At 69.9% G+C, this 24259-nt stretch carries 20 protein-coding genes, 1 tRNA gene and 2 pseudogenes; 14 read left to right on the forward strand and 9 right to left on the reverse strand.

The genetic code is table 11. The features are described 5' to 3' along the window. The first annotated feature begins 315 nt into the window (after positions 1–315). The 10 genes from ispD to OG251_RS22115 all read left to right on the forward strand — a co-directional run bounded on the left by ispD (position 316) and on the right by OG251_RS22115 (position 12092). Positions 316–1080 (forward strand): 2-C-methyl-D-erythritol 4-phosphate cytidylyltransferase, encoded by a 765-nt coding sequence (gene ispD, locus OG251_RS22070; RefSeq protein WP_326678786.1) that lies wholly within the window; start codon positions 316–318, stop codon positions 1078–1080. After that, positions 1070–1585, forward strand: coding sequence for a 2-C-methyl-D-erythritol 2,4-cyclodiphosphate synthase (gene ispF / locus OG251_RS22075; RefSeq protein WP_073720435.1), 516 nt, complete (start codon positions 1070–1072; stop codon positions 1583–1585). Before ispD ends, ispF begins: the two co-directional genes overlap by 11 nt. A gap of 182 nt (positions 1586–1767) precedes the next feature. After that, entirely contained in the window at positions 1768–2379 is a 612-nt protein-coding gene (locus tag OG251_RS22080; protein WP_326678787.1) for a GNAT family N-acetyltransferase, read from the forward strand. 31 nt (positions 2380–2410) lie between these two features. Beyond that, positions 2411–3937, forward strand: a complete 1527-nt coding sequence (locus OG251_RS22085; protein ID WP_326678788.1) for an ABC transporter substrate-binding protein — start codon at positions 2411–2413, stop codon at positions 3935–3937. A gap of 4 nt (positions 3938–3941) precedes the next feature. Beyond that, positions 3942–5663: an ABC transporter permease subunit gene (locus tag OG251_RS22090; protein ID WP_326678789.1), complete on the forward strand. Its 1722-nt coding sequence runs from the start codon at positions 3942–3944 to the stop codon at positions 5661–5663. A gap of 197 nt (positions 5664–5860) precedes the next feature. Further along, the gene (locus OG251_RS22095) at positions 5861–7036 is read left to right on the forward strand and encodes an MFS transporter (RefSeq protein ID WP_326681354.1); all 1176 of its coding nucleotides are present in this window, start codon (positions 5861–5863) and stop codon (positions 7034–7036) included. 61 nt (positions 7037–7097) lie between these two features. After that, positions 7098–7502 (forward strand): PPOX class F420-dependent oxidoreductase, encoded by a 405-nt coding sequence (locus tag OG251_RS22100; protein WP_073720434.1) that lies wholly within the window; start codon positions 7098–7100, stop codon positions 7500–7502. Between the two features lie 226 nt (positions 7503–7728). Further along, positions 7729–9129, forward strand: coding sequence for a cysteine--tRNA ligase (gene cysS, locus OG251_RS22105; protein WP_326678790.1), 1401 nt, complete (start codon positions 7729–7731; stop codon positions 9127–9129). Positions 9130–9236: 107 nt separating this feature from the next. After that, positions 9237–10193, forward strand: coding sequence for a 23S rRNA (guanosine(2251)-2'-O)-methyltransferase RlmB (gene rlmB / locus OG251_RS22110; RefSeq protein ID WP_266803961.1), 957 nt, complete (start codon positions 9237–9239; stop codon positions 10191–10193). A gap of 273 nt (positions 10194–10466) precedes the next feature. Further along, a complete protein-coding gene (locus tag OG251_RS22115) occupies positions 10467–12092 on the forward strand; it encodes a DoxX family membrane protein (protein WP_326678791.1) in 1626 nt (541 codons plus the stop codon). 173 nt (positions 12093–12265) lie between these two features. Here the strand turns inward: OG251_RS22115 and OG251_RS22120 are convergent, their stop codons facing one another. The 3 genes from OG251_RS22120 to OG251_RS22130 all read right to left on the reverse strand — a co-directional run bounded on the left by OG251_RS22120 (position 12266) and on the right by OG251_RS22130 (position 14790). After that, complete coding sequence (locus tag OG251_RS22120; RefSeq protein WP_326678792.1) at positions 12266–12982, reverse strand: nucleotidyltransferase family protein; 717 nt, start codon at positions 12980–12982, stop codon at positions 12266–12268. 35 nt (positions 12983–13017) lie between these two features. After that, positions 13018–13431, reverse strand: a complete 414-nt coding sequence (locus tag OG251_RS22125) for a hypothetical protein (protein ID WP_073720429.1) — start codon at positions 13429–13431, stop codon at positions 13018–13020. 222 nt (positions 13432–13653) lie between these two features. Next, positions 13654–14790, reverse strand: a complete 1137-nt coding sequence (locus tag OG251_RS22130; RefSeq protein WP_326678793.1) for an ABC transporter ATP-binding protein — start codon at positions 14788–14790, stop codon at positions 13654–13656. Positions 14791–14969: 179 nt separating this feature from the next. On the opposite strand from OG251_RS22130, the gene OG251_RS22135 reads away from it, so the two are divergent. Continuing rightward, positions 14970–15046 (forward strand) — tRNA-Thr (locus OG251_RS22135). A 200-nt stretch (positions 15047–15246) separates the two neighbouring features. On the opposite strand, the gene OG251_RS22140 is transcribed toward OG251_RS22135, so the two are convergent. Next, complete coding sequence (locus OG251_RS22140) at positions 15247–16050, reverse strand: hypothetical protein (RefSeq protein WP_326678794.1); 804 nt, start codon at positions 16048–16050, stop codon at positions 15247–15249. Between the two features lie 186 nt (positions 16051–16236). After that, positions 16237–17387 (reverse strand): annotated as a pseudogene (locus tag OG251_RS22145) (tyrosine-type recombinase/integrase); the annotation flags it as partial. On the opposite strand from OG251_RS22145, the gene OG251_RS22150 reads away from it, so the two are divergent. Beyond that, positions 17386–17562, forward strand: a complete 177-nt coding sequence (locus OG251_RS22150) for an Imm53 family immunity protein (RefSeq protein ID WP_326678795.1) — start codon at positions 17386–17388, stop codon at positions 17560–17562. The pseudogene OG251_RS22145 and the gene OG251_RS22150 sit on opposite strands and share 2 nt — an antisense overlap. An 80-nt stretch (positions 17563–17642) precedes the next feature. On the opposite strand, the pseudogene OG251_RS22155 reads toward OG251_RS22150, so the two are convergent. The 3 genes and pseudogenes from OG251_RS22155 to OG251_RS22165 all read right to left on the reverse strand — a co-directional run bounded on the left by OG251_RS22155 (position 17643) and on the right by OG251_RS22165 (position 21390). Next, a pseudogene (locus OG251_RS22155) lies at positions 17643–18959 on the reverse strand (IS630 family transposase). Positions 18960–19288: 329 nt separating this feature from the next. After that, positions 19289–19933, reverse strand: coding sequence for a very short patch repair endonuclease (locus tag OG251_RS22160; protein WP_326678796.1), 645 nt, complete (start codon positions 19931–19933; stop codon positions 19289–19291). Between the two features lie 140 nt (positions 19934–20073). Continuing rightward, the gene (locus tag OG251_RS22165) at positions 20074–21390 is read right to left on the reverse strand and encodes a DNA cytosine methyltransferase (RefSeq protein WP_326678797.1); all 1317 of its coding nucleotides are present in this window, start codon (positions 21388–21390) and stop codon (positions 20074–20076) included. Positions 21391–21506: 116 nt separating this feature from the next. Here OG251_RS22165 and OG251_RS22170 point away from each other — a divergent pair, with 116 nt between their 5' ends. Continuing rightward, complete coding sequence (locus OG251_RS22170) at positions 21507–22346, forward strand: GIY-YIG nuclease family protein (RefSeq protein ID WP_326678798.1); 840 nt, start codon at positions 21507–21509, stop codon at positions 22344–22346. Positions 22347–22414: 68 nt separating this feature from the next. Then, positions 22415–23104, forward strand: coding sequence for an Eco29kI family restriction endonuclease (locus OG251_RS22175; RefSeq protein WP_326678799.1), 690 nt, complete (start codon positions 22415–22417; stop codon positions 23102–23104). Positions 23105–23380: 276 nt separating this feature from the next. Here the strand turns inward: OG251_RS22175 and OG251_RS45005 are convergent, their stop codons facing one another. Beyond that, positions 23381–24247, reverse strand: a complete 867-nt coding sequence (locus OG251_RS45005; RefSeq protein WP_442818358.1) for an Eco29kI family restriction endonuclease — start codon at positions 24245–24247, stop codon at positions 23381–23383. Between the last annotated feature and the right edge of the window lie 12 nt (positions 24248–24259).

The following is a 24259-nucleotide window of genomic DNA, read 5'->3' on the forward strand; positions in this document are numbered from 1 at the left end:
CGTGGGGCCGGTGGTGTGTGCGGAACGCATGATGCCGCCCGTACCGGACGTTCATGAAGGTGCGCGACTTCCCTTTTCGGCCAAACCGCTACCACTCAATTCGGCCATGTCATGGGCAAAGCCTGCGCTGATCCGCCCCCGCCGGTTGTTCCCGGCTACCGTCCCCCAGTAGCCGACCCCGAGCCGTACGGCGACCGACTCGACCGGGTGTCACGGAAGGGGCCCGGATCAAGTCAGGTCGTCACGCCCGGCTCGCTGGGGCCATACCCATGTCGGCCGTGGAAACAAACCTGCCGAAGCTTCGGAGTGCAACCGATGTCACCGATGTCACCGCTGCCTGATGAATCGCGTCCGCACCGCACCGCCGCGGTGATTCCCGCGGCCGGCCGGGGCGTGCGGCTCGGCCCGGGGGCGCCCAAGGCGCTCCGCGCGCTCAGCGGTACACCCATGCTGATCCACGCGGTCAGGGCGATGGCCGCCTCCCGCGCCGTCTCCCTGGTCGTCGTCGTCGCGCCGCCCGACGGTGCGCCCGAGGTCAAGAACCTGCTCGACGAACACGCCCTGCCCGAGCGCACCGACTACCTGGTGGTGCCGGGCGGCGACACCCGGCAGCAGTCCGTGGGGCTCGGCCTCGCCGCGCTGCCCGAGGACATCTCCGTCGTCCTGGTCCATGACGCGGCCCGGCCGCTGGTCCCGGTCGACACGGTCGACGCGGTCGTCGAGGCCGTACGCGACGGGGCGCCCGCCGTCGTCCCCGCGCTGCCGCTCGCCGACACCGTGAAGGAGGTCGAGCCCGGAGCGCCGGGGGAGCCGGAGCCGGTGCTCTCGACCCCCGTGCGCGCCAGGCTGCGCGCCGTGCAGACGCCGCAGGGCTTCGACCGGGACACGCTGGTGCGGGCGCACGCGACGGTCGCCGTCGACGGCGAGGGCGCGACCGACGACGCGGGCATGGTGGAACAGCTCGGGGCGCCGGTCGTCGTCGTCCCCGGGCACGAAGAGGCGTTCAAGGTGACCCGGCCGCTCGATCTGCTGCTGGCCGAGGCGGTACTCGCACGCCGGAGGGCGAACGATGGCTTCTGAGAACCCCGCGGGTGCGCCCGCGGCCCCCGTGATCCCGCGCGTCGGGATCGGGACCGACATCCACGCCTTCGAAGAGGGCCGCGAGCTGTGGTGCGCGGGCCTGAAGTGGGAGGGCGAGGGCCCCGGCCTCGCCGGGCACTCCGACGCCGATGTCGTCGCGCACGCCGCCTGCAACGCGCTCTTCTCGGCCGCCGGCCTGGGTGACCTCGGGCAGCACTTCGGCACCGGGCGCCCCGAGTGGTCCGGCGCCTCCGGTGTCACGCTGCTCACCGAGGCGGCCCGGATCGTCCGGTCCGAGGGCTTCGAGATCGGCAATGTGGCCGTCCAGGTCGTCGGCGTGCGGCCGAAGATCGGCAAGCGGCGCGACGAGGCGCAGAAGGTGCTGTCCGCCGCCGCGGGCGCCCCCGTCTCGCTCTCCGCCGCGACCTCCGACGGGCTCGGGTTCACCGGGCGCGGCGAAGGCATCGCCGGGATCGCCACCGCGCTGGTCTACCGGGTGGGATGACCCGTCCGCCCGGCCGGGGCCCGTTCGCGCGCCGTTCGCCACCCGCCTGACCTGCCGGTCCTCCCGGGCCCGCCCCTTGTTGCACATCGCTTGCACGTACGCTGGTACGGCAAGCGATGTGCAAGACACGTGATGTGTACGGCGGTCGATGTGCCGTACGAGGTGAGAGCGAGGGCCCGGTGGTGAGCACGACCACGGTGACGGTTGGTACGCCGACGACCGACGTGGACGGCTACGTCCTGCGGACCGCCACCGCGGAGGATCTCGACGGGGCCAGGGCCGTGATGCTCGACACCGTCTACGGAGACCTCAAGTCCGGTTACGTACCCCGCTGGCACGGCGACATCATCGACCCCGGTGCCGCCTATCTGCGCCCCGACCGCTGCACCCTGCTGGTCGTCGAGCGCGACGGCGAGATCGTCGCCACCGGTGCCGTACGCGACCGGGGGCCGCAGGCGCCGCCCAACCCGCAGTGGGTCGCGGACCGTTTCCCGTCCGGTTCCACCGCCCAGCTCTGCCGGATCTATGTGCGCCCCGGGCACCGCAGGCACGGGCTGGCCCGGCTGCTGGTGCGCGAGCTGGGGCTGTTCGCGGCGCGGGCGGGCGGCTACACCTCGCTCTACCTGCACACCGATCCGGCCGTGTCCGGTGCCGAGCCGTTCTGGCGCTCGCTCGCCCACGAGGTGTGCGACGAACGCGAGCTGCCGGGCGGCGGCCAGGGCATCATCCACTTCGAACTGCCGATGCCCGTGCCCTCCGCGGCATCCTCCGGAGACATCGCCCCCACCCGTTAGATGACAATCGTTTTCATGTAAGGTCGCTGCCATGCCCACGCCCCGACTCCGTCGCTCCAGGCTGCCGCTGGCCCTGTCCGCGGCCGCCCTGCTGGTCCCGCTCGCCACCGCCTGCTCCGGCGGTTCTCCGGACGGCTCCGGTGCGTCGGGGGGCGGGCAGCGGCTCCGGGTCGTCATGGCCTTCCCGCCCGCCCAGGCCATGTCGCCGTACGGGGACGACGCCGTCACCCTCAGCCGGCTCGCCGTCATCGAGGGCCTCACCACCCTGGACAGGAACGGCGGGGCGAAGCCCGCCCTCGCCGCGTCCTGGAAGCGGGACAGCGACAACGCGTGGACGTTCACGCTCCGCGACGCCGAATTCCAGGACGGCACCGCGGTCGACCCCGCCGCCGTGGTGCGGTCCCTGAACGCCGCCCAGGCCGCGTCCCCCAAGCCCCGCGTCCTCAGCGACACCCGGCTCACCGCCTCGGCACCGGACGCGCACACCGTACGGATCACGACGGCGGCCCCCGATCCGCTGCTGCCCCAGCGGCTGGCCAACCCGTCCCTGACGATCCTGTCGGCGGGTGCCTACAAGGGCGGCAAGGTCGACCCCGCCGGGCACGCCACCGGCCCGTTCACCCTGGCCGAGGTCAACGGCGCGGTCAGCGCCACGCTGAAGCGCAACGACACCTACTGGGGTCACCGGGCGAAGGCCCCCGGCGTCGACGTGACGTTCGTCGCCGACGGCACCGCCCGCGCCAACGCGCTGCGTACGAAGGCGGTGGACGTGGCCGAGTACGTACCGATCTCGCAGGCCTCGCTCCTCGGCGAAGCCCTCGTCCACGAATTCCCCTCCGCCCGTACCAACGGCCTCTCCCTCAACACCGCACGCGGTGTCTTCGCCGACCCGGCGATGCGCGCCGCCGCCCGCGAGGCCATCGATTCGAAGGCCCTGGTCAAGGGCGTCTACGAGGGCCGCGCCGACACCGCGCGGGGGCTCCTGGGCCCCGGCGTCCCGTGGGCCGCCGCCGACCGCACCGCGCCCATCGGCCGGGCGAAGGCCGCCACCCCGGCCGAGGTCGCGAAGACCGGGCAGATCGTCCTCGCCACGTACACCAACCGGCCCGAACTCCCCGAGGTCGCCACCATCGTCCAGCAGCAGCTGGAGAAGCGCGGCTTCACCGTCAAGCAGGTCGTCCGCGACTACGCGCAGATGGAGGCCGACGCGCTCGGCGGGAAGTACGACGCGTTCATCCAGGCCCGCAACACCCTGCTCGACACCGCCGACCCGGTCTCGTACCTCGCCTCCGACTTCACCTGCGACGGCAGCTTCAACATCTCCCAGCTCTGCGACAAGCGCGTCGACGCCGACGTGGACAAGGCCGCCTCCCTCGCGGACACCGACGCCCGCCACCGGGCCGAGATGACCGCCGAGGCCCGCATCCTCGGCGTCGACGCCCTCGTACCGCTCGTCCACGAACGCTTCGTCCAGGGGTACGACGACGGCCGCGTCGAAGGCGTCGCGCTGGACCCGATGGAACGCACCCTCATCACCGCCGACACCCGCGTCGGGTGACCGCGTGAGGTACCTCGCGGGGCGGCTGGGCACCCTCCTGGCCGTCGTCGCCGTCATCGGGCTGCTGCCCCGGCTGACCCGCACCGACCCGGCGCTGACGATCCTGCACGCCCGGTACGCCGACCGGCCGCCCACCCCCGAGACCCTCGACGCGATCCGCGCCGAGACCGGGCTCGACGGCGGGCCCCTACGGGTACTCGGCGGCTGGTTCGGCGGGCTGCTCCGCGGCGACCTCGGCGAGTCCTGGGTCTCCGGACAGCCCGTCGCCCCCGACCTGACCTCCGCGCTCGGCGTCTCCCTCACCCTGATGGGCGTCTCGCTCGCCGTCGCCGTGCTCCTCGCCCTCGCCCTCAGCGCCGGCACCCTGCGGCGCGGGGCGGCCCGCCGGATCGACCGGGAACGTGCCGGGGTCGGCGCCGCCGTGCTCGCGGCGCTGCCGGAGTTCCTCATCGCCGCCGTCCTGGCCACCGTCGTCGCCGTGCAGCTCGGCTGGCTCCCGGCGCTCGGCTGGGGCGCCCCGGACCAGGTGATCCTGCCCGCGCTCGCCATGGGCGTCCCGGCGGGCGCGCTCCTGGGACGGCTGCTGGACGACGCGCTGCCCGCCGCGTTCGCCGAACCGTGGGCCCGTGCCGCGACCGCGGGCGGCCTGCCCGGACGCCGCATCGCCCGTCACGCCCTGCGCCGTACGCTGCCGGGTCTGCTGCCCCAGGTCGGCCTGGTCGTCGTCGGGCTCACCGGCGGCGCCGTCGCGGTGGAGACGCTGTACGCCATTCCGGGGCTCGGCGGTACGGCGCTGGGGGCCGCCCTCGCGCAGGACCTGCCGGTCCTCCAGGCGTGCGTCCTGACCCTCCTCCTGCTGGGCGTCGCGGCCGGACTGGCCGCCCGCCTCGCCTCCCGCGCCCTGCTCGGCCGGGCCCTGGCCGACGGCGCCCTGCCCGCGCTGGTCCGCCCGCCGCTGCCCACGAGCCGCCTGATCACCTCGGCCGCCGTGCTGCTGGCCGTGCTCTTCGTCGCCGTGACCGTCGCGGGCCTGCTGCGCGACCCCCTCCACGTCGACGCCGCGGCCCGCCTCGCCGCCCCGTCCGCCGCGCACCCCCTGGGCACCGACTCCCTCGGCCGGGACGTCCTCGCCCGCCTCGGTCACGGCGCGGCCCGCACGGTCCTCACCGCCCTCGCCGTCGGCGCCGTCACCCTGCTGCTGGGCCTGGTCATCGGAGCCCTGCGCGCCGGAGCGCTCACCGAGACCGCCAACGCCCTGCCCGCCGTCCTCGCCGGACTCGTCGTCGCGGGCATCGCGGGCCCCGGCCCCTGGGGCGCCGCCGCAGCCGTCGCCGCCGTCGCCTGGGCCCCGCTCGCCGCCCACACCGCGGCCCTGTACGCCCAGGAACGCGCGGCCCCGCACGTCTCCGTGGCCGTCGCCCTCGGGGCCGGCCGATGGCACCGGCTGCGCCGCCATGTGCTGCCCGGCGTGCTGCCCCCGGTCGTCCGGCACGCGGTCCTTCGCGTACCGGCCGTCGCGCTGGCCCTCGCCTCCCTCGGCTTCCTCGGCCTCGGCACCCAGGCACCGGCACCGGAGTGGGGACGGATGCTGTCCGAGAACATGCCGTACGCGGAACGGGCCCCCTGGTCCGTCCTCGCCCCCGCCGCCGCCCTCGCCCTCCTCGGCGCCCTCGCGGTACTGACCTCGGCGGCGGTACGGGGCCGGACCCCGGCGGTCCCGAAGTGACGGAGCAGCGGGGACGCATCCGCGGGCCCGTTCCCCGAGGACGCACCCGCGGGTCCGCCGGAAGCCCCGCGGGCCCGGCGACCGAGGACGACGCCCCCGCCGGGTTCCTCCCCTCCACCCAGGGAGCAGCCCCCGCCGCCCCCGCCCCCGCCTCGAAGGCAGCTACCGCCCCCGCCCGGCACACGCCCTACCTCCGGCTGCTCACCGGCACCCAGTTCGCCTTCAACATCGGCTTCTACGCCGTCCTGCCCTACCTCGCCACCCACCTGGGCAGCGGTCTCGGCATGGCCGGCTGGCTCGTCGGGCTCGTCCTCGGCCTGCGTACTTTCAGCCAGCAGGGCCTCTTCGTCGTCGGCGGGGCGCTCACCGACCGCTACGGCCCCCGGCCCGTGGTCCTGGCCGGCTGCGTCCTGCGCATCGCCGGGTTCGGCTGGCTCGCGTTCGCCGGTTCCACCGCGACCGTGATCGCCGCCGTCCTCCTCATCGGCTTCGCCGCCGCGCTCTTCTCGCCCGCCGTCGAGTCGGAGACCGCCCGCGAGGCGGTCCGGCACGAGGCGGCCACCGGCATCCCGCGCGCCCGGGTACTGGCCGTGTTCTCCGCCGCCGGACAGGCCGGAGCCTTCCTCGGGCCCCTCCTCGGCTCGCTGCTCCTGCTGCTCGGCGGCGGCTTCCGGGCCGCCTGCCTGGCCGGGGCGCTCGTCTTCGTCGCCGTACTCGCCGGACACGCCCGCCTCATGCCACGCCGGGCTCCCGCCGGCCGGACGGCCGAACCCCGCCCGGCCCGGGGAGCGGTCCTCACCCACCGGCCGTTCCTCGTCCTGTGCCTGGCGTACAGCAGCTACCTCGTCGCGTACAACCAGCTCTACCTCTCGCTGCCCGCCGAGGTGGAACGCGCCACCGGCTCACAGGCGGCCCTCGGCTGGCTCTTCGCGCTCTCCTCGCTCCTCGTCGTCGGCGCGCAGCTGCCGCTGACCCGCTGGTCCGCGCACCGGATCGCCCCGCGTACCGCGCTCGTCGCCGGGTTGGTGACCGTCGCCGCGGGATTCGCCGCCGTGCCGCTGACGCCGGGCGGGCCCGCCGGACTGCTGCCCGGTGCCGTACTGGTCGTCCTGCTCACCCTGGGCCAGATGCTGCTGGTGCCCGCCGCCCGCGGGCTGGTCCCCGACCTCGTCGACGACCGGCAGCTCGGGTTCGCCACCGGGGCGCTGTCCTCCGTCTCCGGGCTCGCGGTCCTCGGCGGCAGCGCGGCCACGGGCGCGCTCCTGGGCGCCCCCGGCCCCGTCCTGTGGACGGTCCTCGCCGCCGTCCCGCTGACCGGTGCCGTACTGGCATTCACCCTTCCGGCGGGCCGGATCGGGAAGCAGCGGGGCTGACGCGTGGTTGGCGGGTAGGAGCGAATCCGACAGCCCGCCGGTACACAGGAGGACGTACGTCATGACCGCCGCACTCTCCGAGAACCTCAAGAACGTGCTCGACACGCCCGTGTTCGTCACCATCGCCACGATCCAGCCCGACGGCAGCCCGCAGGTTTCTCCCGTCTGGGTGAAGCGGGACGGCGACGACGTACTGATCTCGACCACCGTGGACCGCCGCAAGGAGCAGAACCTGCGCCGCGACCCGCGCGTCACCGTGGTCGTGCAGCCCGCCGACAACCCGTACGCGTACGCGGAGATCCGCGGCACCGCGACCCTGACCACCGAGGGCGGCCAGGAACTGATCGACGAGCTGGCGTTGAAGTACAGCGGCAAGAAGTACGCGGAGTTCAACCCGAGCTCGGCAGACGACGCCGCCCGCGTGGTCGTGCGGATCACCCCGCGCAAGGTCGTCGGGCGCCTCTGAGACCGGGGGCCGACGGCCTCCGGGACCCCGGTCCGGCGGCTCGGAGCCCCGCTCGGGCCGGCTCCGGGACCCGGCCCGAGGGCTCGGGGGCACCGGTCCCACGGCCTCCGCGGCACCGGCCCCCTACCTCGCGCGAGCCGGAACGGCACATCCCAATATCAGAAAGTTGTCCCCGCGATCCCCAAGGGGTCGCGGGGCACTGGTGTCGGCCTACTACCCTTGAGGCGTGACTATTCGCCTGTATGACACCAGCGCCCGGCAGATCCGTGACTTCGTCCCGCTCACAGCGGGCTGTGTCTCGATCTACCTCTGTGGCGCCACTGTCCAGGCCGCCCCGCACATCGGGCACATCCGGTCCGGTCTGAACTTCGACATCATGCGCCGCTGGTTCGCCTACCGCGGCTACGACGTCACGTTCATCCGGAACGTCACCGACATCGACGACAAGATCATCAACAAGTCGGCCGAGCAGGGCCGCCCCTGGTGGTCGATCGGCTACGAGAACGAGCGCGCGTTCAACGACGGCTACGACGCGCTCGGCTGCCTGCCGCCCACCTACGAACCGCGCGCCACCGGCCACATCACCGAAATGGTCGAGATGATGCGCGGCCTCATCGAGCGTGGCCACGCCTACGCGGCGGACGGCAACGTCTACTTCGACGTGCGGTCCTTCCCCGGCTATCTGGAGCTGTCCAACCAGGAGCTGGACGACCTGCGCCAGCCCACCGGCGACGGTGAGACCGGCAAGCGCGACCAGCGCGACTTCGCCATGTGGAAGGCCGTCAAGCCGGGCGAGCCCAGCTGGCCGACCCCGTGGGGCCGCGGCCGTCCCGGCTGGCACCTGGAGTGCTCCGCCATGGCGCACAAGTACCTGGGCACCGCCTTCGACATCCACGGCGGCGGCATCGACCTGATCTTCCCGCACCACGAGAACGAGATCGCCCAGGCCAAGGCCTTCGGCGACGAGTTCGCGAAGTACTGGGTGCACAACGGCTGGGTCACCATGTCCGGCGAGAAGATGTCGAAGTCGCTCGGCAACTCCGTGCTGGTCAGCGAGATGGTCAAGGCATGGCGCCCCATCGTGCTGCGCTACTACCTCGGCACCCCGCACTACCGGTCGATGATCGAGTACAGCGAGGAGGCACTGCGCGAGGCGGAGTCCGCGTTCGCGCGGATCGAGGGCTTCGTGCAGCGCGTCACCGAGAAGGCGGGGGAGACCGTACCCGCCGCCGCCGAGGTGCCGCCCGCCTTCGCCGAGGCGATGGACGACGACCTGGGCGTTCCGCAGGCCCTCGCGATCGTCCACACCACGGTCCGGCAGGGCAATTCCGCCCTCGCCGCCGACGACAAGGAAGCCGCCGTCGCCCGCCTGGCCGAGGTCCGGGCCATGCTCGGCGTCCTCGGCCTCGACCCGCTCGACCCGCACTGGGCGGGCGAGACCGACCGCGGCGAGGACCTGCACGGTGTCGTCGACACGCTCGTACGCCTCGTCCTCGACCAGCGCCAGTCGGCGCGCGCCCGCAAGGACTGGGCCGCCGCCGACGCCATCCGCGACCAGCTCAACCAGTCCGGCCTCGTCATCGAGGACAGCCCCAGCGGCCCCCGATGGACGCTCGGACCGCGCTGAACACCACCTCTTGGCACCGGCCTGACCGGCGCAAATGTGCCGCCCGGCCGTCCGGGCGGCACACTTTCATTACGTACGTACTTCTGAAGCAACGAAACAGGTAGGTCATGGCCGGGAACAGCCAGCGCAGGAACCGCCGCACGTCCAACAAGAAGGGCATGCAGGTCGGCAGCGGTGGCCAGCGACGCCGTGGTCTCGAAGGCAAGGGACCCACGCCGCCCGCCTCCGCCCGCAAGGGACACAAGAAGAACCGGGTCGCCAACGCCCAGGCCAAGCACGCCGCGGCCCGCCGCCCCGCGCCCCGGCGCGGTGGCGTCAAGGGCACCTCGGAGATGGTGGTCGGCCGCAACCCGGTCTACGAGGCCCTGCGCGACGGTGTGCCCGCGGTCACCCTGTACGTCCAGCAGTACATCGACAACGACGAGCGGGTCCGCGACTGCCTCAAGCTCGCGGGCGAGCGCGGCAACATCAACCTGATGGAGGCCCCGCGCCCCGAGCTCGACCGGATGACGAACGGCCTGAACCACCAGGGCCTCGTCCTCCAGGTCCCGCCGTACGAGTACGCGCACCCGGAGGACCTCACCGCGGCCGCGTACGACAACAACGAGGACCCGCTGATCGTCGCCCTCGACGGCGTCACCGACCCGCGCAACCTCGGTGCGATCGTCCGCTCCGTCTCCGCCTTCGGCGGCCACGGTGTCGTCGTCCCCGAGCGCCGCGCGGCCGGGATGACCGCCGGTGCGTGGAAGTCCTCGGCCGGTACGGCCGCCCGTACACCGGTCTCCCGCGTCACCAACCTGACCCGTGCCCTGGAGGGCTACCAGAAGGCCGGCCTCACCGTCGTGGGCCTGGCGGCGGACGGCGAGCACACGGTCGAGGACCTGGAGCAGCTCGCCGGTCCGGTCGTCATCGTCATCGGCAGCGAGGGCAAGGGTCTGGGCCGTCTCGTCGGCGAGACCTGCGACTACCGGGTCCGGATCTCGATGCCGGGCGGCGCCGAGTCGCTGAACGCCGGTGTCGCGGCCGGCATCGTGCTGTACGAGGTGGCGCGCCGCCGCGCGTAGGCCTCGGGTGCGCCGCCCGCGCTCGTCATGCGCCTCGTGCGCCCCGTTCGTTCCGTGCGCTCCCCGGGCGAGGGGGAGCGCGGGGCGCACGGAACGAGCGTGCGGCAGGGGCGAGCGGTGTTCGCGCGGGTGGCAGTGGCTGTGACCTCCGGGTCGGTTGACGCGCGAGCGCCGAACACAGTTCCTAGATGCCCGAGTTTGGCCGGATCTTGACGGGTCTCGGACACATCGGGCCCGTCAAAGCAGTGTCCTATCCACACGTCACTCGGTTAGATGAGTGTGGACACCAGAACGCCTCGGTTCGACGAGCAACCCGCCCTGAGCATGACCAAGGTGGACAGCGACCCCGCGCAGGTCATCGTCAACCACGCCAGCTTCCGGGTGCAGCTCGCCCCGGGCCAGCGCGCACGGCTGCGCGGTGCCCCCGCGGGCACGGCCCGCGTCCCCGCCATGAGCGGCTCCGGCGGCCGCAGGCGGGCCCCCGTCGTCTGGAGCGGCAGATCGGCCCCCGGCGACCCGGGCGCGACCGGCCTCCTCCAGGCCGTACGCAACTCCACCGCCGGACAGCTCGATGTCGGCCCCGGCGGGCACGGCGGCCTCGGTGGGGAGTACGAGGACGGCCGCGGAGCCGTCGGGACGCAGGTCATCCCGCGCCTCGACGAGACCCAGCCCAACCCCGTACTGACCGCACCGCACCAGCCCGGACGCGGCAACGGGCCGCTGCTCCCGCCCATGCGGCAGGCCGTAGGGGCGTACGACGCGGTCGACATCGGGCCCGACGGGCCCGGAGGCGACGACGAGGAGTACGACGAGAGCCCCGCCGCCCGGGACCGCCGCCACGGCAACGACCCGGTCAAGCACGCCTATTACCCCGGCCGCCGGATGAACCTGGGGGTCGTGCTGCTCCCCATGCGCGTCCTGCTCGGCTTCATCTCCATCTACGCCGGCATGGGCAAGCTGTGCGACCCCGTCTACTTCGACGGCGGTGAGCGCGGCTCCATGGTCAAGTGGCTGACCTCGCTGCACCCCTGGGCGCTGGCCGAGCCGCTGCGCGACTTCGCCCTCTCCCACCCCGTCGGCGCCGGTCTGACCGTCGCCTTCCTCCAGGTCGTCGTCGGCGTCCTCACCGTCCTCGGCCTCTGGCAGCGCGTCGCCGCCTCGGTGGGCGCGCTGCTCTCCGCGGCTCTCCTGGTCACGGTCAGCTGGCGCACCGTCGCCGTCTACGACGCACCCGACATCATCATGCTGGCCACCTGGAGCCCCCTGATCATCGCGGGCGCGCCCGTCTACTCCGTGGACGCGCGCCTCGCCGGAGAGGCCTGGCGCCGGCTCGGCCCGCGCTCCGAGATCTGGGACCTGCGCCGCCGTGTGCTGCGGCGCGGCACCGTGGTCGCCACCGTGGTCGTCGGTCTCACGCTGCTGATCGGCTCCATGCTCGGCGGCGCCGTCCGCTCCACCGAGGTCGTCACGGTCCCGGGCCCCCACGACAACCCGACCAACCAGCTCCCCGGCATGCCGCTCCCCGGCGAGTCCACCGGTGAGCGAAAGGCGTCCCGCACCCCGGACGGCCGGCGCCCCGAGCCCTCCAGCTCCGGCGCCGCCACGACCCCGTCCAGCAAGGAGTCCACGCCCGGTACGGACACCGTCCGCGAATCCGGGAGCGCCTCGGGGGCGGGCACCCAGCCCAGCCAGACCCAGGGCACGGGCCAGCAGCCCCCGCAGCAGACGACCCCGCAGCAGCCCCCGTCCACCAGCGCGGGTCCGACGTCCTCCGGCGGCACCGACGGCGGTGGCTCCACGGGCGGCGGCTCGGACAGCGGCGGCGGTTCGACCGGCGGCGACACCGGCGGCGGCTCCGGCGGGGCCGGTCGGAACCCGATCGGCGGCCTGCTCGGCTGAGCCGACCGGGAGAACGGACCGGACGTACGAAGAGGGACGGGCACCGATTCCGGTGCCCGTCCCTCCGACGTGCTGCTTCCGTTTCCGGGCTCCTGGTCCACCGGGGTCCGCGCAGACGGTCCGGACCAGGGGCCGGGGAACGGTCCGCTCCCCGCTTCCCCTCAGCGGCTCTCTCAGCCCGTCTGGGCGCCCAGTTCCTTCGCCGCCTCGGTGAGGTCCTTCGCCGTGTCGATCGCCCGCCAGTAGGCCCCGTGCGGCAGGGGGTACCCGGCGAGGCTGCGCTCCCGGGCCAGCCGCGGGAACGTCGTCCGCTCATGGTCGCCCCGGTCGGGCAGCAGCCCTGTGAACGCGGGCGAGAACACGTACACACCGGCGTTGATCAGATACGGCGAGGGCGGCGACTCGATGAAGTCGGTGATGTGCCCGAACGCGTCCGTCTCCACGGCGCCCCAGGGAATCCGGGGCCGGGCCAGGGCCAGGGTCGCGGTGGCGTCGCGCTCGGCATGGAACGCGGCCATCTCGCGCAGGGAGAAGCGCGTCCAGATGTCGCCGTTGGTGGCGTACCAGGGCTGCTCCGGATCGGGCAGCCGGGCCGCCGCGTACTTCAGGCCACCGCCGCGGCCGAGCGGCTCCGTCTCGACGACGGTCGTGACGCGCAACGGCAGATCGGCCGAGGCCAGCCACTCCTGGAGCACCTCGGCGAGGTGGCCGCACGAGACCACGGCGTCGGTGACGCCCTCGGCGGCCAGCCAGGAAAGCTGATGGCCGATGATCGGGGTCCCGGTTCCCGGGATCTCGACCATCGGCTTGGGGCGGTCATCGGTGTACGGGCGCAGCCGCGAGCCCTGGCCACCCGCCAGGATCACCGCCTGCGTCGGATACGTATGCATGGCAGGCACGATATGCGGTGCCTGCCATGTCCCGCTCAGCTGAACTGTGCGACACCGGAGGCGAACGAGGTGTCGCAGACCGGGCGGGAGAAGCGGTGGGCGCGCGTCGGTCCGTACTGCTCGACGGCTGCCTTCCCGAGCGCCTTGGCGATCGACATGCAGTGCTGGGCGAGCGAGGGGCGCGCTTCGACGGCGCGCTGGAGGTCGGTGAGGGCCGCCGCAGGGTCCTTCTCCTGGAGTTCCACGAGCAGCTTGTCGCGCAGTACGTCCTGCGCGGCGCGCGGCTTGGCGCGCTTGGAGACGGTCTCCGATGCGGCGGCGAGCAAGGGGGATTCGTTGTTCTGCGCCGCCCACGGAACGCGGGTCACCGCGAGGGTTCCGGAGAGAACCATGACGACGGGCAGGACGAGAGCGAGAGTTCGGCCGATTCGGCGCGCGGTGTGGGTCACGCAGGCGAGCGTAGCGGGCAGTGATGAATTGACGACATTTCGTCACTCTCGCGGGGGATGGTTCGACGTGGTCATTCGAATCATCGGTTGACGAGAGGGTTCGAAATGTCCCGTCTGGCGCGGTATTTGGTGATGTCCATGATCGAAACGCAAACATGTCCCGCGCCATGCAAACGGCCCCGCACCCTCGAAGGGTGCGGGGCCGTGCGTACGGCGGGGCGATCAGCCGGTGAGGCGCTCACCGGTCGAGGTCGCGAAGACGTGCAGCTCGTCCGGGCGGGGGACGACGTGCAGCTTGGTGCCCTTCTCCGGGACGGCGCGGCCGCCGACGCGGACGACCAGGTCCTTGTGCTCGCCACCGACCTGGGCGGCACCGTAGACGAAGCCGTCGGCGCCGAGCTCCTCGACGACGTTGACCGAGACGGCCAGGCCGGCCGGGGCGTCCGAGGAGTCCTTGGTGAGGGTCTTCGCGGCGGCGCCACCGTGCTCGACGATGTCGAAGTGCTCGGGGCGGATGCCGACCGTGACGGTCGTGTCGCCACGGTCCGCGGCGGCGGTGAGCGCCTCACGGGAGACCGGGACGACGCTGTTGCCGAACTTCACGCCACCGTCGGTGATCGGGACCTCGACCAGGTTCATGGCGGGGGAGCCGATGAAGCCGGCCACGAAGAGGTTCGCCGGGCGGTCGTACATGTTGCGCGGCGAGTCGACCTGCTGGAGCAGCCCGTCCTTGAGGACCGCGACCCGGTCGCCCATGGTGAGGGCCTCGACCTGGTCGTGGGTGACGTACACGGTGGTGATGCCGAGGCGGCGCTGGAGCGACGCGATCTGCGTACGGGTCGAGACACGGAGCTTGGCGTCGAGGTTCGACAGCGGCTCGTCCATGAGGAAGACCTGCGGCTCACGCACGATGGCGCGGCCCATCGCGACACGCTGACGCTGACCACCGGAGAGCGCCTTCGGCTTGCGGTCCAGGTAGTCGGTGAGGTCCAGCATCTTGGCGGCCTCTTCGACCTTCGCCCGGATGTCGGTCTTGTTCACACCGGCGATCTTGAGCGCGAAGCCCATGTTGTCCGCGACGGACATGTGCGGGTACAGCGCGTAGTTCTGGAACACCATGGCGATGTCCCGGTCCTTCGGCGGCAGGTGCGTGACGTCGCGGTCACCGATGCGGATCGCACCGCCGTTGACGTCCTCAAGACCCGCGAGCATGCGCAGGGAGGTCGACTTGCCACAACCGGAGGGACCGACGAGGACGAGGAACTCACCGTCCGCGATGTCGATCTCGAGCTGGTCCACGGCCGGCTTCGTGGAGCCGGGGTAGACGCGGGACGCCTTGTCGAACGTGACACTGGCCATGCTGGATCTTCTCCTCCACCGGCAGGAACGTGCCGGACGGTCCGAGTAAGGGAGTGGTTTGGTCCACTTGGGTGAACCTGATGTGACGCTACCTGGCGTTTTCGGATCTGTCAGTAGTCCGAGGCGCCGGGAATATCTCGTCCGGTCACCACGCCGGGTTGGTTACACTGCTCCGGCACGCCTCCTTAGCTCAGTTGGCCAGAGCAACGCACTTGTAATGCGTAGGTCGTCGGTTCGAATCCGACAGGGGGCTCCACGTGAACCCCAGGTCAGATGGCTTCTGACCTGGGGTTTTCTGCTGCTCGGTCCATGACGTGAGGGGCGGTCGAGACGCCGTGAGTCGGCTTGCGTGAGCGATGCGTGAGCGGAGGGGGGCCAGGGCTTACTGGGTGAGCCTGCTCCGCTTGGTGATCTGGCCCCTCCGTTGCTCTCAGCCGGCGCCCTTTCCTGCTTGAGCTACTCGGTCATGGGCGGCGTGCCGAGTGTCTGCCGTACCGCGCTCGTGAAGCGTTCCCGACTGAGTTCCCGGGCCTGCTTGTTGCGCGTGAGGACATCCACCATGGCGGATGCCTCTTCCACCGTCCCAGACAGGTGCGCGAGATTCTCCTCCAGTGCTCCCCGCGCTTCCCTGGAAGCGTGACGGTACTGCTCGATGCTCCTCACCACCTCGCCCAAAAGGGGGTGACCATCAAGATCTCGTAGGCTCCGCCCTTGGTCGCGATAAGAGCGCATGAGCTCACCAAGCTGCTCCGTGCGTTGCCTGTACTCCTCTGTTGCATCGGCCACGGCGTCAGCGGGAACCGCTCGGCTGTCGACCGCTGCTGTCGCGGCTTGGGCTACCTCGATGAACCGGGTGGAGACTGCGACGTCTTCCTGCATCGTCGCGGTCAGTTCCTCGGCCGTGCGTGTGACCTCTTCCGGCCCCAAGAGCGCGATGCGCCGTGCACGTTCCGCCATTCGGCCTGCGGCCTCGCTGAGATCCTCAAGGCCCGTCGAGTCTGGATCGTGCACTGCTGCCGATGCTTGGGTGATGCGTAGGCATTCATCCCAGGCTTCGAGGAAGCTCTCGTACGTATTGAGCCGCTGCTGCCTCAGCCAGTGGCCGTGTTCCACGGCGGCTTGGTCCTGTACTTGCCGCCGAACGGTCTCGGCGTTCCTCTCGGCGCCGAACCTGGTTGCTCGTGCTCCAACAAGGGCACCCAGTCCGGTTGCAGCCAATCCGATCACTGCGATCACGAGAGGAATCACGAAGTCCTTCACGGCGCTAATCATGTCGGTATGGCATGCACTTGGAAACGGTGCGTCGGGTGGGACGCGGTTTAGGCGAACGCTCCTCTTGGTTTGCGGGAGCGGGGCGCTGCCGTCGTCACTGCGTGGAGGTCACCCGAGGCAGGGCTTGAAAAGCAGGGGTGGGGTGCCGTGGGGTGCCTGGAGAGCCGCTGATGGCTACTTCTCGGGCTTCTGGTGCTTTGCCTTGGCTTGGGGGCTCACGTCGCGCTTCGGCTTGCCGTTGCCCTTGCCGGTATTCGTCGCCTTGGCCTTCTTGGCGGACTTCGCGGCCTTGCGGGCAGCCTTCTTTTCCTCGGTCTTGCGCTGGAGGGGGACCAGCTTGGCGGTGGCCTCGGCGGCATTCTTGCCGACGTGGGGCAGGACGCTCTGGTAGATGTCCCGTGTGATCCGGGTGTCGCTGTGGCCGAGGGTGTCCGACACGATCTTGATGTCGATGCCGGCTGCGAGCATGAGCGTTGCCGCGCCGTGGCGCAGATCGTGCAGGCGGATCGGCGGGAGGCCGGAAGCGGCGACGAGGCGCTCGAAGAGGTCGGTCACCTTGCCCGGATGGAGCCAGGAGCCGTCTTCCTGGGTGAAGACGTGGCCGGTCTCGACCCAGGCTGTACCCCATTTCTCGCGGTCTTGGCCCTGCCGTTCGCGGTAGCGCTTCAGGACATCGACGGTGTCGTCGTCGAGTGCGACCACGCGGTAGCCGCTGTCGGTCTTGGGATCGGATGCCTCGATTCCCCAGCCGTCCTGGACGAGCTGGGAGGAGACGGTGAGGGAGTGGGTGTCGAGGTTCGTCTCCGACCATGGCTGCCCGCACGCCTCGCCCCGGCGCAGGCCGCGGAAGGCGATGAGGTGCCATTCGCGTACAGCCGGTCCTCGGCGACGAAGTCGAGGAAGGCGCCGGTCTGCTGGGGTGTCCAGACCATGACGGGCGACGGCTTCTCGCCCGTCTGCTCCCACTTGGTGACCCGTTAGTCGGTCCACACGAGGGCCTTCGGCTTGCGCACGGGGTCGATCTCGACGTGGGTGGCGGGATTGAAGGTGATTATCTGCTGCCCAATCGCGTCGTTCAGCGATGCCCGGAGGGTGGCCTTGACGTGCTGGCGCGTAGCGGGCCCGGTGATGCGGCGGAAGGGCGGCATCTCGTCGATCGCGGCTCGTCGCTGGGCGTTGTCCTCCAGAATCTGGGCGTTGGCGTCGCGGATGTCCGTGAACATCTCGCTGAGGTGGCTGACGCGCAGCCGGTCGAGGCGCCGGCCGCCGATGCGCGGCTTCAGGTGCACGCGGATGTCGGTGTCGTAGCGGTTCAGGCCGGACTTGGAGGAGACAGACCTGGAGGAGCAGGAGTACCCCCGCCAGGACGTCGATCGCAGCACACACGACTGGGTCCACGCGTGGACCGCCGAGAAGATCTTTCACGCCGCGTGCGGCCCCGGCAACGTCACCGAGGCCCTCACGCTATTCCGCTCCTGGGCGACCTCGCCCACTCCCTGAGCAGTCGCAGAGCCAGAGACACCGACCCGGCGAACCTATGCGGTCAGAGCACTAGTGTGATGCGCCTGAAATCCTGATGCTTAGTTCTGTTCGGTTTTCTGGCCGGTGGTTCCGACCTTGTTGAGGTAGTCGGCGAGGGAGTTGAGGTTCTCGTCGGCGGTCTTGGTCCAGGTGAAGGGCCATGGGTTCTCGTTCCAGGTGTCGATCCATGCTGAGATGTCGTCCTCCAGAGCCTTCACGGAGGTGTGGACGCTGCGGCGGATGAGCTTGTCGGTGAGTAGGCCGAACCACCGCTCGACCTGGTTCATCCAGGAGGAGCCGGTGGGGGTGAAATCGACGTGGAATCGGGGGTGTTTGGCGAGCCATGCCCTGATGTCGGCTGTGTTGTGGGTGGCGTAGTTGTCACAGACGAGGTGCACGTCGAGGCCATTGGGCACGGCCTTGTCGATCCGGGTGAGGAACTTCTTGAACTCGATCGCCCGGTGGCGGCGGTGCAGTGCCGATATGACAGTGCCGTCGGCGATGTTGAAGGCGGCGAACAGGCTGGTGATGCCGTGCCTGAGATAGTCGTGGGTGCGGCGTTCGGGCATACCCGGCATCATCGGCAGCACCGGCTGGGACCGGTCCAGTGCCTGGATCTGGGACTTCTCGTCCACGCAGAGAACGACCGCCTTCTCGGGCGGATGGTGGTACAGGCCGACAACGTCGACGACCTACGCGACGAACTGCGGATCGGTGGACAACTTGAAGGAGTCCTGCAGGTGGGGCTTGAGGCCGAACCGCTTCCAGATCCGCCCGATCGTCGACTTCGACAGGCCCGTTCGCTGAGCCATTGAGGCCCGTGACCAGTGCGTGTCCTGGCCCGGCAACGACTCCAGGGTGGCCACGACGACCTCCTCGACCTGATCGAGGAGGATCGAAGGCGGCCGGCCCGAGCGCGGCTCGTCCTGCAGACCATCGAGGCGTTTCGCGATGAACCGGGCCCGCCAGCGGTCCACGGTCGATCGGTCGATACCGAGGTCCACCGCGGTTTGCTGGTTCGTCCCGCCCTCCGCGCAACGCAGCACGATCTTGGCCCGTAACGCGAGGAACTGCGCGGTCTTCGCCCGCCGCGCCCACTGCTGCAGCTGCCTGCGCTCGGCGTCGTCGAGGACAAGGTCTGCCTTCGGCCGGCCGATCCAGCCTGCGTCCTCAAGCCCAGCCATCCGATCCGCGGCGAAGGCCCGACGCCACTTGCCGACCGTCTTGGCCTGGACACCGACAAGCCGTGCCACACCAGCGTTCGACATGCCGTCCGCGCACAGGACGATGCGGGCCTTCTCAGCCGAGCGCCGGTGCGGCAATTCCGTCCAGCGCACCAACTCGGCACGCTCGGCCTCGGACAGTGTGATCTCCACAGCAGAAGGCCCGGGATGCGACATGCCAACAGAGTAGTAACTAAGCATCAGGATTTCAGGCGCATCACACTAGCCGTGGCGCATACCCGACATCGTGCGGCGTGGCGGCGCTGACGAGCATAGCGGAATCTTTGCCTAGGGCGGACCCAATCTCGCCCGCACGGCCAGCCATGCCTTGTATATGCGCCCACCACCGTGGAAGGGAGGCCCGTAGTTCTGCCTCTGCCACCTGCATCGCCCACTCAACGATCGAATTGTTCATGCCATGCCTCATGCCTCAATGGTGGCGTGAAGTATGAGGCCGTAGACGTACTTTCCGGGAGCGGGCTTTAGCCGGTCGCGTCCCTTGATGTCTGTCGCACGATGCCCTCGATTCGAGCGCAGGCATCCACCGGATCTTCGTGTTCCCAGACGCGGATGACGGTCCACCCCGCTTCACCGAGCAGACGATCAGTCTCGGCATCGCGAGCGCGATTGCCCTCGATCTTGGTGCGCCAGAACTCGGCGTTCTTGTGTGACTCTCGAAGGTGCTCGGGGCATCCGTGCCAGTAGCAGCCGTCGACGAAGACCGCGACCTTGGGCTTGGAGAACAACACGTCAGCGGTTCGTCGCAGTTCGGGTAGTGGCCGTGCCGCCACGCGGTAGCGAAGGCCCTGCTTGTGCAGCAAGGAGCGGAGTCGCAGCTCTGGCCGGGTGTCCTTGTTCCTGTTGCCCCGCATCACCGCACGCACGGATGGCGAGGAAGCCCAGGAGCCCTCAGCCGGCGGTTCCTCGGTGAGAAGGCCCTTTTCCCAGGCCATCCTCCAACCCTCGGCGAGGTTCGCGGCCCGGGTCTCGTGCTCGACCTGTCCGAGGTAGCGGGCCGGGGACTTGCCGCCGTCGGACCAGCGCAGGTACGCGCGAATGCGTCGTGTGTCGGGAAGAACCTTCAGCTCCACAGAGGCCCGGGCGAAGCGCCCCTCGCCGAGGTCCACAGATCGTCTGTGACGACCGCCGGCCGCCCGGTCCTGCTCAGCGGCGATGGCGGAGCGTGCCCTGTCGGGCCGCCCCTTCCACGCCCGGTCCGGCGGCGGGTCGTGCTTCCAGCCGCTCTGCGCTCTGCTGGTGGGCGCCGTCACTTCTGGCGCTCCTCCGCCTCGTCCAGGACGGCGGCGACCGCCTTGGCGAAGACCTCGCCAAGGGCAACGGGTACGGCGTTGCCGAGCTGGCGCATCTTCTCCCCCCGCGGGCCCTTGAGCTCCCACGTGTCGGGGAAGGTCATGACGCGAGCGGTTTCGCGAACCGTCATGTACCGGTACTTGTACCGGACGCCGCCCTGAGCGGCCTTGTCGGCCACCAGCTCGTCCAGGAGCATGACCGACTCGCCGCCGGGCACGCCGTGCACGCCGGCCTTGACGGTCTTCGCCGGGCGGTCGAGTTCGTTGGGGGTGTGCCCGTCGTAGATGCGGGCACCGGGCCAACCGACGTGTTCCGTGAACCCGCCGAGGAAGTGCTCGGTGCGGTCCAGCCACTCGTCCGGTACCTCTGGCAGTGGCTTGTTGTCACCGATACCGACGATCGCGTCACGCAGGGTGTGCCAGGGGAGCAGGCCGTCGTCCATGGGCATGGTCTTCGGGAGGCGGGCCAGGACCCACTCGCGCACGTGGTCGGGCACATTCGCGTGCCGCTCCCAGTAGCTCCCGTCCTCCATGGATCGGAAGAGGGCAGTCTCGGAGTGTGTCGGCCTCACGAGGTCCTTGAAGAGCTCAAGGTCGACGTTCAGGTCGCGACGAAACGCGACGATGATCACACGATTGCGAATCTGCGGGACCCCGTAGTCGGCTGCGTTCACCGGCATCATGACGGTGTCGTACCGCTTCCCGGGATCGTCCAGCTCCTTCTCGCGGCGCTCCAGCAGGTACTCGTAGTGCTGCTCCCAGTCGGTGCCGTCGACTCGCTCCTCGAAAGGCAGCTCCAGCTCGCGCTGGATGTAGTCGAAGTAGCGACGGAATGAGGGCCTGAGTAGACCGCGGACGTTCTCGCAGATCACGGCCTTCGGCTGGATCTGCCGGACGGCCTTGAACATCTGGGGGAACATGTTCCGCTTGTCCTCGTCGCCCTTGGCGACGCCGCCGAGGCTGAACGGCTGGCAGGGAGGGCCGCCAGCGAGGACGTCCACTTCGCCGGCCAGGTAGTCCATGTCGAGTTCTTGGACATCGCCCGCGACGAGGGGCACCTTCTCGCCGGGTTCGGGAGCCCGCGTCGGCTTCTGGCCGTCCGGCAGCCGCTGGGCCCCGTTGGCCTCCAGGGTCTCGCACGCCCGCTTGGCGAACTCATTGAAGAGCAGGGGGCGGAATCCGGCACGGTGGACGGCCATGGCCAGACCGCCGGCGCCAGCGAAGAGCTCGACACCCGTGCGGTCCTTCTTTGATCCTTCTTGCAGTTCAGCCATTTTAAAAGCATACCGCGGAGTTGTAGATCTTCAAGCCGCTTCGAGCTGAAGGTTCGTCAGTGTGTGCAGGTCGCCGATAGGCTGCCCGCGATCATGCCGACAAGGGAGTGGGACCGATGACGCCGGTGGTGGGCTCCGACGACGGGACGCAGTACCACAAGGACTTCACGTTGAGCATCACCAAGGCGCTCGGTGACCAGCTGGCCGCCGCCCTCGATGGACTCGACAGGGCTCCACTCACGGAGCCGAACATCGCGCGGCTCAAGGAGAAGCCCGGGGTCTACCAGCTCTACTTGAACGGCGAGTTCGTCTACGTCGGCAAGGCCGACAAGTCCCTGCCGGCCCGTCTCCGCAACCACCTCGGCAAGATCTCGGGGCGCCGCAACATCTCCCCGGACGAGATGGCCTTCTCGTGCCTGTACGTAGCCGAGGACTTCTCCGCCCTCGCCCCGGAACAGCTGCTCATCACCCACCACAAGGGCATGGGCGACATCCCCTGGAACAACAACGGCTTCGGCAACAAGGATCCTGGCCGCCAGCGGGACAGCACCGTCCTGAAGCAGAACCACTTCGACGTCGTGTTCCCCATCGATCTTGACCGGCCGATCAAGGGGTTGTTGCCCGGCGAGACGACGCTGCAGGAACTCCTGGAGACGATCAAGGCTGGCCTCCCGTACAACTTCAGGTACGGAAAGTCGGCGGACTTCAAGGCTCGAAGCGTCCACGTGCCATCGGCCGCAATGACCGCCGACGAGGTCTTCCAGCTGGTCTCGGCGGAGATACCGGCTAAATGGCAGGTCGCCGCTCTCATGGGCTACGTGATCATGTACGACGACAGCCCCAATGACTACAAGAGCGCGTGGCGGTACTACCGCGCTGGCCAACGCGTCAACGCCGTGCCCGAGGCCGAGCCGGCAGGGGACATCGAAGTCGATCCGCCAACAACAGGGGGCTGACCCAGCCCGCGCGGACCAGCATCCCATCCAGTAGCCAACGATTCCGAACAAGAAAAGGAGTAGCCGCCGTGTCAGCCCAACTTCCCTTCGATGGCGTCGTGGACGAGCCGCCAAAGGCTGGCGCCGACAGCATCTACGACCCGCTTCGACGGGAAAACCTCGGGCGCAGTGTGCTCTGGGCGCTAACGTCCGGCGAGCCTATTCGGATGGACAGGGTCCGGTCGTTCAACGGCTGCGGGATCTACGCGATCTACTACGCGGGGGACCACGAGCTGTACGCGCCGATCTCCGGATCGTTCGAGGTGCCCATTTATGTGGGCAAGTCTGATCCTGAGGGCGGCCGCAAGGGCGTTGAGGTCGCTGAAGCGTGGGCAGGAACGCCGCTTTGGAAGCGACTCTCGACCCATCGGCGGAAGCTCAAAGCGGCCGCTGATTTCGAACTGGAAGACTTCTACGTCCGCTACCTCCCCGCCGACGACCTCTTCACGCCGATGGCCGAGCGCTTGATGATCCAAGACCTCCAGCCTGTCTGGAACGTGATACTTGAGGGCTTCGGTGTGAACCCCCAGGGAGGGCCCCGCCAGGCCGAACAGATGCGACCAAAGTGGCATGAGGTCCACACCGGTGTGGCGTGGGCCGACGGGATGCGCCCCCAGCCATCGGGGCCCGTGCCACTCCGAGAAGCGGTCCGCGAGCACCTGAAGCTGCATGCAACGCCTCCGACGAGCGCGGCCGGGCGGCCCCCCGGAGCGATCTGATCACGCTCTAAGCCGACCCGTGGGCGGTGGCTCACTGGCGGAATGATCAGGGAACCAGCCGAGGCCACCATCTCCGAAGCAGGCGCCATCGAGATTCCCTTGGGGTACTCGCGGAGGCGCGGCTGTCTCCAGGAGCCGCTGTCGTTGTGTATAGCGCCGGGGATGGGCGGATCGTTGTTTCGCAGGCGAGACGACGCGATCCGTGATCTGTTGGAGAAGGGCATGCTGTGTAGTCCGGGTGCCCCCAGCCTGGTCCGTCGGTCGAAGCCATGCGCTTTAGTCACTTGCCACGCGAGCGAAGTGCTGCCGCACCGCCCGTTGCAGATCGGCGCGGCTCAACTCGGCGTCCCTCTGGCGCTCGGACTGCGGCCTTCCCGGATGCAGCTCATCCCAGAACGTCCGAGGGGTCGTTGCCGCCCGAAAGCTCCCCTGCATGTGGACCCCGAAGCCTTCGACGACGTTCCAGACCGGTCGGTGATCACCGATCATGAGCCGCTCAGGGCCGATCGTCCAGATTTCGTCTACTGGGAGATACCGCACCAGGAAGTCCAGGGCATCAAGGTCGTGTACGTCCTCAAGCGATCTCAGATGAGTGCGCAGCCGACGATTCATGGAACCCCGGACGGCCATCCCGCTACGAGACTTCCCACTCGGCAGGGACTTGTCGACATAGATCGGAACCGCGCAAGCCGATGAGGACACCGGGCGATAGAGCGAGTGCGACCCCACGTAATACAGGGCGTACAGACCTTCGACCGGCGCCGCAGGGAACGAGGCAAGCGGGACGGGTGGAGCACTTTCCAGCGCCCACTGCACTGACCGTTCCAGGTTCTCGCGCCGTAGCGGGTCGAACCGGCCTGAAGTGTCGGCGGCATCGTCTACCTCAGAGCTGGGTTCTCGGGCGAACTGCCGGCTCCGGTCCTCTGCTCGCGGCCCGGGGGGCGGGGTCCGCCGATCCTCCTTGGCTTGCCTGAGCAGTTCAAGCAACGGGGTCGAGTCCGCGCCGAGAGCCTGGCAGATCCTAACGACCGTATCCGCAGATGGGATTTTCCGGCCCTTACGGGCGTTCAGTGCGTTGCTGATCACTGTCCGCCCCAGAGAACCGCACCTAGCGACGAGCTGATTGACGTTCCAGCCGCTCATCACACGCAAGTC

The organism is Streptomyces sp. NBC_01237 (assembly GCF_035917275.1).
Lineage (GTDB): Bacteria > Actinomycetota > Actinomycetes > Streptomycetales > Streptomycetaceae > Streptomyces.